Origin of the sequence: Allobosea sp. BE125 (genome assembly GCF_031456075.1) — a bacterium.
GTDB lineage: Bacteria > Pseudomonadota > Alphaproteobacteria > Rhizobiales > Beijerinckiaceae > Allobosea.
Window position 1 is genome coordinate 1 of sequence record NZ_JAVDTY010000018.1, and the last position, 15,159, is coordinate 15,159.

General features: G+C 65.2%; 16 protein-coding genes. 5 read left to right on the top strand and 11 right to left on the bottom strand.

The genetic code is table 11. The annotated features are described in order from the left end of the window. Positions 1-139 precede the first annotated feature (139 nt). The 5 genes from J2Y55_RS28405 to J2Y55_RS28425 all read right to left on the bottom strand — a co-directional run bounded on the left by J2Y55_RS28405 (position 140) and on the right by J2Y55_RS28425 (position 4,069). Positions 140-1,138: an adenosine kinase gene (locus tag J2Y55_RS28405; RefSeq protein ID WP_310160023.1), complete on the bottom strand. Its 999-nt coding sequence runs from the start codon at positions 1,136-1,138 to the stop codon at positions 140-142. Between the two features lie 81 nt (positions 1,139-1,219). Beyond that, positions 1,220-1,600 (bottom strand): helix-turn-helix domain-containing protein, encoded by a 381-nt coding sequence (locus tag J2Y55_RS28410; RefSeq protein ID WP_310160025.1) that lies wholly within the window; start codon positions 1,598-1,600, stop codon positions 1,220-1,222. Then, complete coding sequence (locus J2Y55_RS28415; protein WP_310160027.1) at positions 1,597-2,157, bottom strand: Smr/MutS family protein; 561 nt, start codon at positions 2,155-2,157, stop codon at positions 1,597-1,599. Before J2Y55_RS28415 ends, J2Y55_RS28410 begins: the two co-directional genes overlap by 4 nt. Positions 2,158-2,159: 2 nt before the next feature. Continuing rightward, the gene (mltA, locus tag J2Y55_RS28420) at positions 2,160-3,341 is read right to left on the bottom strand and encodes a murein transglycosylase A (protein ID WP_310160029.1); all 1,182 of its coding nucleotides are present in this window, start codon (positions 3,339-3,341) and stop codon (positions 2,160-2,162) included. After that, the gene (locus J2Y55_RS28425) at positions 3,338-4,069 is read right to left on the bottom strand and encodes a Tim44/TimA family putative adaptor protein (protein WP_310160030.1); all 732 of its coding nucleotides are present in this window, start codon (positions 4,067-4,069) and stop codon (positions 3,338-3,340) included. Before J2Y55_RS28425 ends, mltA begins: the two co-directional genes overlap by 4 nt. Positions 4,070-4,332: 263 nt before the next feature. On the opposite strand from J2Y55_RS28425, the gene secB reads away from it, so the two are divergent. Beyond that, a complete protein-coding gene (gene secB, locus J2Y55_RS28430) occupies positions 4,333-4,812 on the top strand; it encodes a protein-export chaperone SecB (protein WP_404979062.1) in 480 nt (159 codons plus the stop codon). Positions 4,813-4,994: 182 nt separating this feature from the next. Continuing rightward, positions 4,995-5,729 carry a TerC family protein gene (locus J2Y55_RS28435; protein WP_310160034.1) on the top strand — a complete coding sequence of 245 codons (735 nt, stop codon included), beginning with the start codon at positions 4,995-4,997 and terminating at the stop codon, positions 5,727-5,729. Positions 5,730-5,841: 112 nt separating this feature from the next. On the opposite strand, the gene dnaQ is transcribed toward J2Y55_RS28435, so the two are convergent. From dnaQ to J2Y55_RS28460, 5 genes are read right to left on the bottom strand one after another with little or no spacing between them, the layout of a single operon-like run. After that, a complete protein-coding gene (dnaQ, locus tag J2Y55_RS28440; protein WP_310160037.1) occupies positions 5,842-6,549 on the bottom strand; it encodes a DNA polymerase III subunit epsilon in 708 nt (235 codons plus the stop codon). Then, entirely contained in the window at positions 6,542-7,168 is a 627-nt protein-coding gene (gene coaE, locus J2Y55_RS28445; protein ID WP_310160038.1) for a dephospho-CoA kinase, read from the bottom strand. Before coaE ends, dnaQ begins: the two co-directional genes overlap by 8 nt. Positions 7,169-7,207: 39 nt before the next feature. Beyond that, positions 7,208-8,041, bottom strand: coding sequence for a shikimate dehydrogenase (locus tag J2Y55_RS28450; protein WP_310160040.1), 834 nt, complete (start codon positions 8,039-8,041; stop codon positions 7,208-7,210). A gap of 21 nt (positions 8,042-8,062) precedes the next feature. Then, complete coding sequence (locus J2Y55_RS28455) at positions 8,063-8,689, bottom strand: Maf family protein (RefSeq protein WP_310160042.1); 627 nt, start codon at positions 8,687-8,689, stop codon at positions 8,063-8,065. After that, positions 8,686-9,516: a pyruvate, water dikinase regulatory protein gene (locus J2Y55_RS28460; RefSeq protein WP_310160045.1), complete on the bottom strand. Its 831-nt coding sequence runs from the start codon at positions 9,514-9,516 to the stop codon at positions 8,686-8,688. Before J2Y55_RS28460 ends, J2Y55_RS28455 begins: the two co-directional genes overlap by 4 nt. A 443-nt stretch (positions 9,517-9,959) precedes the next feature. Here J2Y55_RS28460 and hemE point away from each other — a divergent pair, with 443 nt between their 5' ends. The 3 genes from hemE to rho all read left to right on the top strand — a co-directional run bounded on the left by hemE (position 9,960) and on the right by rho (position 12,967). Next, a complete protein-coding gene (hemE, locus tag J2Y55_RS28465; protein ID WP_310160047.1) occupies positions 9,960-10,994 on the top strand; it encodes a uroporphyrinogen decarboxylase in 1,035 nt (344 codons plus the stop codon). Between the two features lie 9 nt (positions 10,995-11,003). Continuing rightward, positions 11,004-11,432: a protoporphyrinogen oxidase HemJ gene (hemJ, locus tag J2Y55_RS28470; protein ID WP_404979063.1), complete on the top strand. Its 429-nt coding sequence runs from the start codon at positions 11,004-11,006 to the stop codon at positions 11,430-11,432. A 269-nt stretch (positions 11,433-11,701) separates the two neighbouring features. Continuing rightward, positions 11,702-12,967 (top strand): transcription termination factor Rho, encoded by a 1,266-nt coding sequence (gene rho / locus J2Y55_RS28475; protein ID WP_069689081.1) that lies wholly within the window; start codon positions 11,702-11,704, stop codon positions 12,965-12,967. Positions 12,968-13,142: 175 nt separating this feature from the next. Here the strand turns inward: rho and J2Y55_RS28480 are convergent, their stop codons facing one another. After that, positions 13,143-15,143: a thioredoxin domain-containing protein gene (locus J2Y55_RS28480; RefSeq protein ID WP_310160053.1), complete on the bottom strand. Its 2,001-nt coding sequence runs from the start codon at positions 15,141-15,143 to the stop codon at positions 13,143-13,145. Between the last annotated feature and the right edge of the window lie 16 nt (positions 15,144-15,159).

Here is a 15,159-nt window from a genome sequence, read left to right on the forward strand (position 1 = left end):
TCCAGAAAACTCGGCTGCCCTGAAACCCGGTGCATCGCGATCAATCCCCTTTATCCAAAGGGAATCACGACACTGCCGGTTATGCAAAGGTCTCCTACGGGAGAGGGTTCCCCGCGCTCGACTCACTGCGCGCCGCGCTTCACAGCAGCCCTTCGTTCCCTGCCAGCACCTTCAGGTTCACATCCGGCCTTGCGCCGACATGGCTGATGACCTCGGCGGCGGCAAGCGCGCCCAGGCGCAGAGCGTCGCGCACCTCGCGGCCAGAGGTCAGGCCGAAGAGGAAGCCGGCAGCGAAGAGATCGCCTGCGCCGGTGCTGTCGACGATGCGCTCGACGGGGAAGACCGGCTCGACGACGATGCCGTCCGGCGTCACGGCCAGAGCGCCCTTCTCCGAGCGGGTCACGGCGGCGAGGATGTTCTCGGCCCGCAACGCCGCCAGCGCCGTATCGAAATCAGCGGTCTGGTAGAGGCTCTTCAGCTCGTGCTCATTGGCGAAGACGATGTCGACCATGCGATTGCGGATCAGGCCGAGGAACTCGTCGCGATAGCGATCGACGCAGAAGGAATCCGACAAGGTGATGGCGACGCGCCCGCCCGCCTTGTGGGCGATCTCGGAAGCCTTGCGGAAGGCCTCCTTGGCGGCCGGCGGGTCCCAGAGATAGCCTTCGAGATAGATGATGTCGGCGCTCTCGACCGCCTTGGCATCGACATCGCCGACAGTGAGCCCCTGGCAGGCGCCGAGATAGGTGTTCATCGTGCGCTCGCCATCGGGCGTGACGATGATGAAGGAGCGCGCGGTCGCGGGGCCTTCCGTCGCGAAGGCCGTGTCGAAGGACACGCCGAGCGAGGTCAGGTCATGCCGGTAGAGCTTGCCGAGCTCGTCGGCCTTGACCTTGCCGATGAAGGCGCCCTTGCCGCCGAAGGAGGCGAGGCCGGCGATGGTGTTGGCGGCCGAGCCGCCGGAAATGACCTTGCCCGGGCCCATGGCGGCGTAGAGCGCCTCGGCGCGGGCCTCGTCGATCAGCATCATCGCGCCCTTGGCGAGATCGTGCTTGGCCAGGAAGTCCTCCTCGGCGGAAGCGATGACGTCGACGATGGCATTGCCGAGGGCGAGGACGTCGGTGCGCGAATTGCTCATGAACAGGTCCGGATGCTGATCTTAAGGAGAGGTTGGCGGCGCGTGTTGCATCCGCCGGGCTTCGGGTCAAGCAAGCCGGGCTCAATCCGGCGCAGCAGTGCGGCGAATCGCGGCTTCGTCGAGGATATCCGCAAGACGCTTGAGCTCGTCACGCTCCAGGACCGCGATCTCGCGGGCGAGGCGGTTGGCGAGCAGCGTCGCCTCGGCATCGAGGCCGGCCGTATCGACAGTGACACGCGGATGCGAGAGATCGGCGAGGCGCACCAATTCATCCGCCTCGTCCCAGATCACGCCCAGCACATGGATGACGCCCTGGATCAGCGTGAAGGTCGGCCGACCGCGCTTGCCGTGCTCCAGCGCCGAGAGATAGGCCGGCGTGACCCCGAGCGAGCCCGCCATTTGCGCCAAGGTGACGCCACGGGCCGCGCGCAGGGCCCGCACTCTCTGGCCGAAGGGGGTCATGGCCCGATCTCGCGCTGGCGGCGCAGGCGTATATAGAGCGCTCCCGCTCCGCCATGGCGCTGCTCGGCCTCCTCGAAGCCGACGACCAGCGGACGCAGATCGGGCAGACGCAGCCAATGCGGCACCATGCGGCGCAGCACCCCGCGCTCCTCGCCGAACAGGCTGTCTCCCGCCGCGCCCTTGCCGGTGACGACCAGCGCGAGCTTGCAGCCGCGCGCCTGTTCGCGCCGCAGAAAGGCGCGCAATGCCAGATGTGCTTCGTCCTGGCGCATGCCGTGCAGATCGATCACCGCCTCGACGCCCTGCTGGCCGCGCCGCAATTGCGTGCGCAGGCGGCGTTCGAGCGGCGCCAATGGCGGTGGCGCAGGTTTGGATTGGGCCGGCTTCGCAGCCACCACGAGAATGACAGCCTCGGCCATGACGGCGGCGGGCGCAGCCGGCTCCGGCTGCTCGGGCTCGACCGGCTTGCGGCCGGGAAGCGGAGTCACCGAGCGCGCGACCTCGCGCCAGAGCGCGATATCGGCCGGCGACAATGTCTTGCCCCGTCGCGACCGCATCGTCAGGGCCTCGGATCGCGCGGCCAGAGCACGGTGAAATCGAAATTGTGACGGATCAGCCCCGCTCGATGTCCGGCCACCGCGCCCGAACCGACGAAGAGGTCGACCCGCGCCGGCCCGAGGATCGCCGAGCCGGTATCCTGCGCGATCATCAACCTCGAAAGCCGTTCGCTGCCGCCTTGCCCATCGGGGATCGTGGCGTCGATCCAAGCGGGCAGGCCATAAGGCCAGACCGTGCGGTCGATCGCGATGCTGCGCAAAGGCGTCAAGGGTAAGCCGGCTCCACCGATCGGTCCGGAGTCCGGCGGCAGATCGTCCCGGCGCGCAAAGAAGACGAAGGAACGGTTGAGCGCGATCAGATCGCGGGCGAAGCCGGCATCGGCCTTCAATCGCGCGATCAGCCGGTCCATCGTCATCTCTGCGGGCGGGATGTTCTCGCGCTCGCTCAGCGCCCGGCCGAGCGAGGTATAGGCGTGGCCGTTGCGGCCGGAATAGACCAGTCGTGTCACCCGGCCATCGGGCAGACGGATCCGGCCGGAGCCCTGGACCTGCAGCACGAAGCGATCGACCGGATCACGCATCCAGAGGATTTCGAGCCTCTCGCCATCGAGCGCGCCGGCCTCGATCGCGGCGCGATCGGGGAAGGGCACGAGTCCCCGCGCCGTACGGCGCGCGGCCGAAAGCCCTGCTTCGATGCCCGGCCAGTCATCGCCGGGCTGGCGGGTCACCAGATCGGCCGGGCGGCCATAGAGCGGCGTCGGGAAAGCTGCGGAGCGCGTGAGCGAGCCCTCGAATTCGGGCTCGAAATAGCCGGTCATGAAGCCGGTCTCGGCAGCCGCGGGGCGAATTCGCCAGAACGAGAAATTCTGCTCGAAAAACCGACGCGCCGTCTCGCGGTCGGGTCGGGCCTTCTTCGTCAGAAGACGGGCGCGGGTGCAGATGAAGTCCAGCACTTCGGGGGTCGGCACAGACGCTCGCAGCGGCGGGTCCGTCATGCAACCGCGTGCGAAGATGTCCAGGGCAATGCGATGATCGTCCTTGGCCCATCCCGGAATGGCGGCGACGGCAACCGCCTCGACCCGCGCGCCGGGCGGCAGCGGCGGGGCTTGGGCGAGCGCTGCGCTCATGGTCGCACCGCAAGCCACGAGGCCAAGCGCCAGCGCAGCAACGGCGCCACGGATCACGCGGCGGATTCGGTGGCGACCAAGAGCCAGTTGGGGTCGCGGCTGCCGAGCTGGCGCGCGAAAGTCCAGATGTCGTTGACCTCGGAGACCGCTTCGGCGCTGCCGTCGACAACCGCGCCTTGAGCATCGCGCGTGACACTGATCAATTGCGAGACGAAGGCCAACGTGACCTGGCCGTTCTTGCCCTTGACGTCGACGGCGGTGATCTCGGCCTTGTCGATCGAGACGAAGGAGGATTCCGCCTTTTCGCCGCGCTTCTCACGATCCGTGATCGCCTGCTCGAAGCCCTCATAGACCTCCTTGGCAAGGAGGCCTTTCAGCACCTTGCGGTCACCCCGCGCGAAGGCGGTGACGATGGTCTCATAGGCCGCCTTGGCGCCTCCGATGAAGGCGCGCGGATCGAAGCCCGGCTCCTGCCGGATGATCGCCTCGATGCCGGCAACGATAGCTGAATCCGCCGGCGCGATATCCTTCCAGCGGTCGGCGGCGGGAGCCGGGCTCACCGCGGGATCATTGGCTGCGCCGGGCAAGCGGATGACGTTGTCACGCTTGCTGTCGGCCGGGGGAGCCTGGTCGGGCCGCACCGGCGCTCCCTCGCGACGCGCGAAGGGATCGGTCGGCGGCTGTTCCTGACCGGTTTTCTGACCCAGAACCGAGCGCAGCTTCCAGGCGACGAAAACGGCCAGAGCCAGGAAAATAATCGTCGTCATGTCGAAGGAATTTTGCATCGAAACCTGATCCGAAGCTCCAGTGGCCACCTTGCATCGGCCTGTCCCCTAAAGGTTTTCGGCCGTGAAGCTTGATATGGTGATCAAGGCTCGTAACATCCACCCCTGAACTTGTGAAGGCGGCTTCTTGTGCCAGGGTGGCGTCCATGATAGCCGACGCCCGCATTGCACCGCAGGACGGCGCGCAGTCCCGAACGTCTTAAACCGGCCCGGGATTTCCTTAAGTCAGCCTTCAGATCATGATGGGACCGATGGCCAACGACATTCCCAACGGCAACGGCGCGCAAGCCCCCGAGGCAGCTCCGAGCATGAGCGCCCTGATCCAGTACACCAAGGACTTCTCCTTCGAGAATCCCAAGGCGCCGCGCTCGCTCAGCCAGCAGACGCAGCAGGGACCGCAGATGTCGCTGCAGGTCAACGTCTCGACCGCGCCGCTCGGCGAGGACGATTACGAGACCGTGCTGCAGCTCGAGGGCAAGGCCGAGCTCGGCGGCGAGACGCTGTTTGCCTTCGATCTCAGCTATGGCGGCGTGTTCCGCATCCAGAACGTGCCGCAGGAGCACATCCACCCTGTGCTGGTGATCGACTGCGCCCGCCTGCTCTTCCCCTTCGCCCGGCAGATCATCGCCGAGGCGGTCCAGAACGGCGGCTTCCCACCCTTCTATGTGCCGCCGATCGATTTCGCGGCCCTGTTCCAGCAGCGCGTGCAGGAGCTCCAGGCCCAGGGCGCGCCGAACGCCTGAACCTCGGGCTGGACTTGCCGGCAGCATGAATTGTCACGGAAAGGGCCCTCACGGGCCCTTTTTCGTTGGCGGTGCGGCCCGCTCCCCCCTTGCGGTCGGCCGGGGGAATTTCCATCTCGCGGAGCAGTCGACGGCGGACGCTCATTCGGGCGCCCGCCGTTTCGCGACATGAAGGAGCCGGGATGGACTATCTGATGACGCTTGCCGCCGACCCCACGGTGTGGGCCGCACTCGGGGCATTGATCGCCATGGAAGTCGTCCTGGGCATCGACAACCTGATCTTCATTTCGATCCTGACCAACAAGCTGCCGGAGGAGCAGCGCGCGCGCGGCCGCAAGATCGGCATCGGGCTGGCGCTGATCCTGCGGCTCGGCCTGCTCTCGACCGTCGCCATCATCGTGCAATTGACCGCGCCGGTCTTCTCGGTGCTCGGCAAGGCCTTCTCCTGGCGCGATCTCATCCTGATCGCCGGTGGCCTCTTCCTGGTCTGGAAGGCGACGAAGGAAATCCATCACAAGGTCGATGCCGACCATGGGCCGGACGTCTTCGACGGCGGCAAGGCGGCGGCCGTCACCTTCGGTGGCGTCATCGTCCAGATCCTGCTGCTCGATCTCGTCTTCTCCATCGACAGCATCATCACCGCCGTCGGCATGACCGAGCATATCCCGGTGATGGTGATCGCCGTCGTCTTCGCGGTGCTGGTGATGCTGCTCGCGGCCGACCCGCTGGCGAGCTTCATCGAGCGCAACCCGACCATCGTGATGCTGGCGCTCGGCTTCCTGCTGATGATCGGCGGCACGCTGATCGGCGAGGGTTTTGGCGCGCATGTGCCCAAGGGCTACATCTACGCCGCCATGGCCTTCTCGGCTGCGATCGAGGGGCTGAACATGCTGTCGCGGCGCAAGACGAAGAGCTGAACAGTCGCTCTCCGTCATTGCGAGAAGCGAAGCGACGAAGCAATCCAGGGGCCTAGGCGAGACGCTGGATTGCTTCGCTTAGGCTCGCAATGGCGACTGGACGCGAATCGATTCAGGCCTCGTCGGTCAGGCCGAGATAGCCGCTCCAGAGCGGTGTCTTGAGCGTGCGGATAAAGGTCTCGTGAGCGGCGATGGTTGCGTCGTCGAGGCGGGAGGCGAGAGGCCGCTGGCGTTGCGGGCGCTCGATCGCTGCGCCGCCGAGCCCGCCACTGTCACCCGCCATTGCGACGCCCAGGCCAAGCGAAGTCTGCTTGCCGCCGATCAGCTCGATATAGACCTCGGCCAGGATTTCGGAGTCGAGCAGCGCGCCGTGCTTGGTGCGCCTGGTGTTGTCGATGCCGTAACGCGAGCAGAGCGCGTCCAGGCTGTTGGAGGCACCGGGATGCTTCCGGCGCGCCATGGCCAGGGTGTCGACGACGCGGTGCTGTTCGATCGGGCCGTAGCTGAGCCGCTTCAGCTCCATATTGAGGAAGCCGATATCGAAGGCAGCGTTGTGGATCACGAGCCGCGCATCGCCGATGAACTCGATGAAGTCATCGGCGATCGCCGCAAAGAGCGGCTTGTCGGAGAGGAAGGCTTCGGAGAGGCCGTGGACCTTGAAGGCGCCGTCCGGCATCGAGCGTTCGGGATTGATGTAGACGTGAAAATTGCGTCCGCTCGGGCAGTGATTGACCAGCTCGACGCAACCGATTTCGACGATGCGGTCGCCGTTATTGGCTTCAACGCCGGTCGTCTCGGTATCGAGGACGATTTCACGCATGAGCGGCGCTCTCCACTGGAAGCCTGCGGCCGGGCCGGCCGGCGAGGACGCTCAGGATAGAACTCACCTGCCGCTGCGCGGCCAGCAGACCGCCGCCCGTGTCCACAAGGAAATGGGCGTGGCGCCGCTTCTGCGCATCCGGCATCTGGCGGGCGAGGATGGCGGCGAACTTCTCCTCCGTCATCTCCGGGCGCGCCAGGACGCGGGCGCGCTGGATCTCGGCCGGGGCGGTGACGACGAGCACGGCGTCGCAACGCCCCTGCCCGCCGGTCTCCAGCAACAGCGGAATGTCGAGCACGACAAGCCCCGCGCCTGCCTTGCGGCTATTCCCGAGGAAGGCCTCCTCCTCCTCGCGAACGAGCGGATGGATGATGCCCTCCAAACGCTTCAGCGCCTCCGCCTGTCCGACCACCGCCACTGAGAGACGCGCGCGATCGACCACGCCGTCACGGACGACACCGGGAAAGGCCGCGCCGATCAATGGCGCGGCCCGGCCGCGATAGAGCGCATGGACACTGGCATCGGCATCATGCACCGGCACGCCGCAAGCGCGGAAGAAGGCCGCGGTCGTCGACTTTCCCATCCCGATCGAGCCGGTGAGTCCGAGGATGAAGGTCATGGGATGAAAGTCATGGGGTGGCCATTGGGTCCCGCCGAATCAGGCCCCCAGGATATCCCTTTCGAGCCTTGCGCGCAGGGCCGGCGTTACCGACGGTACCACCCCGAACCAGCGCGCGAATCCGGGTACGGCCTGGTGCAGCAACATGCCGAGGCCATCGACGATGACGCCGCCGCGCGCCTCGGCCTGCGTCAACAGCGCGGTCTTCAGCGGGACATAAACGATGTCGTCGACGATCGTGCCGGAGCGCAGGTGCGCCAGATCGAGAGCGAGCGGCGGCTGGCCCTTCATGCCGAGCGAGGTCGTGTTGACGATGAGATCCGCCTCTCCGACCAATGCATCGCGCTCGTCCCAATCGCGCGCCTGCAGCGGCGCGCCGAGAACCCGGGCAAGCTCATGGGCCCGCTCCCGCCCACGATTGGCCAGGATGATGCGCGCCATGCCACGGCTCTTCAGCGCATAGGCGATGGCGCGCGCCGCACCCCCCGCTCCGATCAGCAGCGCTGTGCGAATCCCATCCTGCCAGCCCGGCGTCGTCGCATCGAGATGACCGAGGAAACCGGCAGCGTCGGTGTTGTCGCCGTAAAGCCGTCCGTTCTCGCGCCAGATCGTATTGACCGCACCGATGGCGCGCGCCGCTTCGCTGACCTCGTCGAGCAAAGGCAGCATCGCTTCCTTATGCGGGACGGTGACATTGCCGCCAGTGAACTCGCCGGCCCGGATGCGCGCGACGAAGCCCGGCAGATCCGACGGCGCGACATCGATGCGCTCATAGGAACCGTCGAGCCCGTGCTGCTCGAGCCAGGTTCCGTGAATCAGCGGCGATCTCGAATGGGCGATCGGATGGCCGATGACGAAGCAGCGAAGAGTCATGGTGGATAGCGGTCCGAGGGATCAGTGCGCGAGCAGACCGTGACCGCGCAAGGCGGTGAGGACGGCAAGGAGCGGCAAGCCGAGAATGGTGAAATGGTCGCCTTCGACTGTGTCGAAGAGCTGGGCGCCAAGCCCTTCGATCTGGTAACCGCCGACGCTGGCGAAAGCGGACGGGCCCATCGCATCGACATAGGCCGCGATGAAATCCGGGCTTAGATTGCGCATGGTCAAATCGGCGGTCTGGGCGCCCTGCGCGATCACCTCGCCGGCTTGCGCCAGGACGAAGGCCGAGCGCAGCTGGTGCGTCCGGCCCGACAGCACGGCGATCTGGGCACGGGCCGCGGCGGCGTCAGCGGGCTTGTGATGACTGACACCCTCACAGATCAATGTCTGATCGGCGCCGAGCACGATGTGTTGGGCATGAGCGCGTGAGACTGCCAAGGCCTTGGCGCGCGCAAGCTCGGGAGCCGCGTCCTCGCCCGGCAGACCCCGTTGCAGCAGGGACGCTTCGACGGCACGCTCATCGATATCGGGTTTGATCACCTCGACCGGAATTCCAGCCGCGAGCAACATGTCGCGCCGTGTCGTGCTGCCCGAGGCCAGCACAAGCGGAGCGGAACCCAGCCAGAGCGCTGCTGCGCTCGTCATGTCGCGATGAACTTCATGCGGTGGTCGCGCAGGAGATCGAGGATCGCAGCCGCCGTCTCCTCGATCGAGCGGCGGGTGACGTCGATCACCGGCCAGCCCTTGCGGGCGCAAAGCCGGCGTGATTGCGCGACCTCATCGGCGACCATGGCTGGATCGACATAGGGCGTCTCGTCATCGGCCTTGAGCGAGAGCAGGCGGTTCTGCCTGATCTGGACGATGCGATCGGCGCTGGCGACGAGGCCGACGACCAGCGGCTTCTTCAGGGCTTCGAGTTCTGGCGGCAACGGCACATTCGGCACCAGCGGGATGTTGGCGGTCTTGATGCCGCGATTGGCGAGATAGATCGAGGTCGGGGTTTTCGAGGTCCGGCTGATGCCGACCAGGATGATATCGGCGCTTTCGAGATCGCCGCCGAGCTGCCCGTCATCATGCAGCAGCGTGTAGTTCATCGCGTCGATACGGCGGAAATATTCCGCGTTGAGGACGTGCTGGGCGCCAGGCCTCGGTGCCGACGCCTGGCCAAGATAGGACTGGAACAGCGACAGCACCGGGTTGAGCACCGATAGGCAGGGGCAGCCGAGATCGCGACAAAACGCCTCGAGCCTCGCCGACCATTCCGGTTCGACCAGGGTGTAAAGCACGACGCCGGGCGAGGCCTCGATCTCTGCCAGCACGCGGGCGAGCTGCGCCTCGGAGCGGACGAGCGGGTAGACATGCTCGATCGCCGAGACGGTCTCGTATTGCGCGGCGGCGGCGCGGCTGACTGCGATCAGCGTCTCGCCGGTCGCGTCCGAGACGAGATGGAGGTGAAAATAATTGCGGGCCACGTCGGCTCCCGGATTAGCGAACAGAGCCACCTCTAGCGCGCTGAGCGAACAAAGCAAATTGGACTGGGAGGCTGTCGGCAGGGCGAGCTCATTCAAGGGGCGGGGGATGAGTGTGGACAACCGAGCGTCCCGGAGGCCTCCGGAAAGCGGCGTGTATAACCCCCCGTTTCGATCAACAGGCAAAGGGCTGTGGTCAGGTTCAGCGATGTTTCACGTGAATCATTTTCGAGGCCGGAAGCCCGACCCCGATTCCAATTGGTTAAGAAAGCCTTAACGACCTCGATCGCCATTGCCGCATTCGGGCCTCGACAGTCCAAGAGCTGTGGACCGGCTGTGGATGGCTTTGCGGCTAAGCCTGTGCCTGCCTCCAAGAGTCAAAAAAGAAGATTCTCTCTCAAGAATCATATTTAGAAGAGATCGAGAGCGATGGTCTGGACCCGAGAATGTCGACGCATAGCAAACCGGTTTTCCTGCGGGCACTTGATGGAGAGACGCTGGTCACTCCCCCGCTCTGGCTGATGCGCCAGGCTGGCCGATATCTGCCGGAGTATCGCGAGCTTCGCGCCAAGGCCGGAAGCTTCCTCGCGCTTTGCTACAACCCGGAGCTCGCTGCCGAGGTCACCTTGCAGCCGATCCGGCGCTTCGGCTTTGATGCCGCGATCCTGTTCTCTGACATTCTCGTCGTTCCGCAAGCGCTCGGACAGAGCCTCTGGTTCGTCGAAGGCGAAGGTCCGCGCCTCGAGCCGGTTGCCGATGAGGAACGCCTGCGCGCCATCGATGGGCAAGCCGACCAGGACAAGCTTGCGCCGATCATCGAGACCGTGCGCCGGGTGAGAGCGGCTCTGCCCAGGGAGACCGCTCTCATCGGCTTCTGTGGCGCGCCCTGGACCGTGGCGACCTATATGGTGGCCGGTCGAGGCACTCCGGATCAGGGGCCGGCGAAAGAGCTGTTCAAGCGCGACCCGGATCTCTTCCAGCGCCTGGTCGATCGGATCGTCGTCTCGTCGGTCGGCTATCTCAATGCCCAGATCGAAGGCGGGGTCGATGCCGTCCAGATTTTCGACAGCTGGGCAGGATCGCTGGGGCCGGCAGAGTTCGAGCGCTGGTGCATTGCGCCGACGAAGCGGATCGTCGAGGGCGTGCGGGCACGTCATCCCGAGACCCGCATCATCGGGTTTCCTCGTGGAGCCGGCGCGCTGATTCCGGGCTATGTCAAGGCGACGGGCGTCGATGCCGCTGGACTTGAAACCGATATCGACCGCGGTTTCGCGCGCGACGCGATCCAATCACTGGTGCCTGTCCAGGGCCATCTCGATCCACTGATCCTGCGTGCCGGAGGGCCGGAGCTGGAGCGCGAGGTCGCCGCGATTAGATCGGTCTTCGGGCCTAAGCCCTTCGTTTTCAATCTGGGTCACGGCATTTTGCCCGACACCCCGATCGCGCATGTCGAGCGGCTCATTGCCGCCGTCAGGGCCTGAGGGAGGACCATCGCGATGTATGAATGGATCAAGGCATTTCACGTCATGGCGGTGATCGCCTGGATGGCGAGCATGCTCTATTTGCCGCGGCTGATGGTCTATCACGCGGAAGCGCAGACCGGGTCGATCCAGTCCGAGACCTTCAAGATCATGGAGCGGCGTCTGCTCAAGGGCATCATGACGCCCTCGATGATCGTGACCTGGATCCTGGGCCTTTACCTCGCCTGGTCGGCCTTCGGCTTCAAGGGCGGCTGGTTGCACGGCAAGATCCTGCTGGTCTTCATCCTGTCGGGCATCCATGGCTATCTGGTGGGACGGGTCCGTGCCTTCGCCGAGGATCGCAACCTCAAGAGCGCGCGGTTCTATCGCATCATCAACGAGGTTCCGGCCGTGTTGATGGCGCTGATCGTGATCCTCGTCATCGTCAAGCCGTTCTGATTTGCCGTTCTGAATTTCACGTCGGCGCGAGCTGTTTGCTGGGGGGACGACGGCTTGCGTTTCCCGCTTGAGCCCGCGTGAGAATCCCGCTATCAAGCCCCTGCGCTCGTTTGGCGTATTCCCTGTTGCCGATGGTTCGTGAGCCCGCTGCCTGCGCAGACGCTCATGGCGCGCAACCGCAACGCTGGTCCGTCCTGGACCTGACGTTTTTCTCCGTTACCTCCTGACCCCTGTTCGTTTCGCAGGGGCTTTCACGATCCGGGTGCCCCATGCGGGAAATCAAGCTCCAAGACCTCAAGGTCAAATCGCCGACCGAACTTCTGACCTTCTCCGAGGGGCTCGAGGTCGAGAACGCCAGCACGATGCGCAAGCAGGAGCTGATGTTCGCGATCCTGAAGCAGCTCGCGGCGAAGGACACCGAGATTCTCGGCGAGGGCGTGGTCGAGGTTCTGCCTGACGGTTTCGGCTTCCTGCGCTCGTCGGATTCGAACTACCTGCCCGGTCCCGACGACATCTATGTCTCGCCGACGCAGATCCGCAAATTCGGTTTGCGCACCGGCGATACGGTTGAAGGCCCGATCCGCGGCCCCAAGGATGGCGAGCGCTATTTTGCGCTGCTCAAGGTCAATACGATCAATTTCGAGGATCCCGAGCGGATCAAGCACAAGATCAATTTCGACAATCTGACGCCGCTTTATCCCGATGAGCGCCTGCGCATGGAAGTGCCGGACGCGACGAAGAAGGATTTCTCGGCCCGCGTCATCGACATCGTCTCGCCGATCGGCAAGGGCCAGCGCGCCCTGATCGTGGCGCCGCCGCGCACCGGCAAGACCGTGCTGCTGCAGAACATCGCGCAGTCGATCACCACCAACCATCCGGAATGCTATCTGATCGTGCTGCTGATCGACGAGCGGCCCGAGGAAGTCACCGACATGCAGCGCTCGGTGAAGGGCGAAGTCGTGTCCTCGACCTTCGACGAGCCGGCCTCGCGTCACGTCCAGGTCGCGGAGATGGTGATCGAGAAGGCCAAGCGCCTGGTCGAGCATGGCCGCGACGTCGTCATCCTGCTTGATTCGATCACGCGTCTGGGCCGTGCCTACAACACCGTGGTGCCCTCCTCCGGCAAGGTGCTGACCGGCGGTGTCGACGCCAACGCCCTGCAGCGGCCCAAGCGCTTCTTCGGTGCGGCGCGCAATATCGAAGAGGGCGGCTCGCTGACCATCGTCGCGACCGCGCTGATCGACACGGGCAGCCGCATGGACGAAGTCATCTTCGAAGAGTTCAAGGGCACCGGCAACTCGGAAGTCATCCTCGACCGCAAGGTTGCCGACAAGCGCATCTTCCCGGCGATCGACATCCTCAAGTCGGGCACCCGCAAGGAAGAGCTCATCACGCCCAAGGATGTGCTGGCCAAGACCTATGTGCTGCGCCGCATCCTGAACCCGATGGGCCCGCAGGACGCGATCGAGTTCCTGATGGACAAGCTGCGCCAGACCAAACAGAACGCCGACTTCTTCGACTCGATGAACACCTGATTTTCCCCTCGGAGGAGAAGGTATCCGCTCAGCTGGTGGATGTGGGGAGGGTCGCGCAAGCGGCCCTTTTCTTTTTGGAGTGGCGTGGCTTAGCGGGCCAAAGGCAAGGCTGAAATCAGGCGGCCGTGCTGAGGTGATTTGCGATACGTCGACTTCCAGGAAAGGTCGTGCGGTTTCATCGGCCGTCAGTGACGGCCTGCGCCAATCGATTCGGCTCCGTGACGGGCGGCAGGCAGCGGCCGGAAAAGCAGATGAAGGCCGCTCCTGTGCCAGCCTGGCGCGCCATCGCGGCAGCTGGATGCTCGGCCGGCAGGCTCGAGGCATCCGGGCAGTCGACCAGGGTTGTCACCGTATAGGGTAGGGCGAGCGCCGCCTGGTGCAGTGCCGCCCGCTCCGACCCCGCCAGCACGATCTCCACGCCATGCCGCGCCAGATCATAGGCGTTCAGGATCGAGCCATGCGCCATGGGTGCGCGTTCGGCCGCGGCCAGTGCGGCACCGAGGAACGCATCGGCGCGATCGCGATCTTCGACATCACCGCTCTTGATCGCCAAGCGTAGCAGATTGGTAGCGTGAATCCCGTTGGCGTTGGGCACGGCGTCGTCATGGGTTGGGCGCGGTATGACCGGCAAGCCCTTGTTTTCCATAAGAGTCATACCGAGTAGATTCGTGGTGTCGCTGAGGTAGTGCCGCTGCAAATGGGCGCTCCAACGCCGGGCATCGTCGAGGTAGTGCTGCTCGAATGTCGCGTCGTGCAGCGCCAGCGCAGCATCCGCCATGGCGGCATGGTCGAGCGCGAAGCCCGGTTTGATCAGGCGGCCCTCGCGATAGGAATGGGCGAGCCCGTCGCCATCGGCCATCGATTCGGCGACGAAATGATAGGCGCGCCGGGCAAGGGCGAGCCAGTCCTTGCGGCCGAGCGGGCCGGATGCCCGCGTCAGCGCCGCGATCATCATGCCGTTCCAGTCGGCCAGGATCTTGTCGTCGCGGGCGGGGGGAATCCGCTTGGCCCGGATTGCCAGCAATCGCTCGCGGATACCGGCCAGGACGGTTGCCGTCTCAGGATCGGGATCCGGCGTTTCCAGCCGATTGAGAATCGTGACCTCTTCCCAATTGCCGTGGGGCGTCACGTCGTAATGGAGCGCGAGCAGGCGAGCCTCTTCCTCCGAGAGATGCGTTTCGAGCTCGCGCGCGGTCCAGACATAGAACTTGCCCTCGACGCCTTCGGAATCGGCATCGAGACTGGCGGCGAAAGCGCCCTCCGGCAGCAGCATGTCGCGTGCGAGCCAGGCGACGATGCCCTCAGTCGCCATCCTCATCAGCGGATCGCCGCTGCGGGCCGCCTCCAAAGCGTAGAGGTTGAGCAATTGGGCGTTGTCGTAGAGCATCTTCTCGAAATGCGGGGCGAGCCAGCGCTCGTCGACGGAGTAGCGGGCGAAGCCGCCGCCGAGATGGTCATGGATGCCGCCGCGCGCCATCTGCTCCAATGTCCTCCGGGCAGGCTCCAACGTTGCAGGAGAGCCGGTGCGCGCACCATGGCGCCAGAGCATTTCGATCAGGCCGGAATTGGGGAATTTCGGCGCGCCGCGCAGGCCGCCATGACGCGGATCGAAGGCGCCGCCGATTTGACCTACCAGCGCATCGAGATCGGGCTCACCTGTCCCGGCTTTGGCGAAAGCATCGGCTTGTGTAAGGGCAGCGCGAATGGCGGCGGCGTTGCGCGCGATGCGATCGGGATCCTGCCGGTGGATCGCCGCGAGCTGTTTCAGCACGCCGGTGAAGGAGGGCCGGCCATAGCGCGCTTCCGGCGGGAAATAGGTGCCGCCCCAGAACGGGTCACCATCGGCGGTCAGGAACATGGTCAGCGGCCAACCGCCCTGCTCGCCCAGGCTGTGCAGCGCGCTCATATAGACATGGTCGATATCGGGTCTTTCCTCGCGGTCGACCTTGATGTTCACGAAGAGCTCGTTCATCACCGCCGCGGTTGCAGGATCCTCGAAACTTTCATGCGCCATGACATGGCACCAATGGCAGGCGGCGTAACCGACCGAGAGCAGAACCGGCCGGCCGCTGCGCTTGGCCTCGGCGAAGGCGGCCTCGCGCCATTCCCACCAGTGAACCGGATTGTCCTTGTGCTGCAGGAGATAGGGGCTGGCGGCGTCCGCGAGACGGTTCATCGGAGTGGCTTTCCGG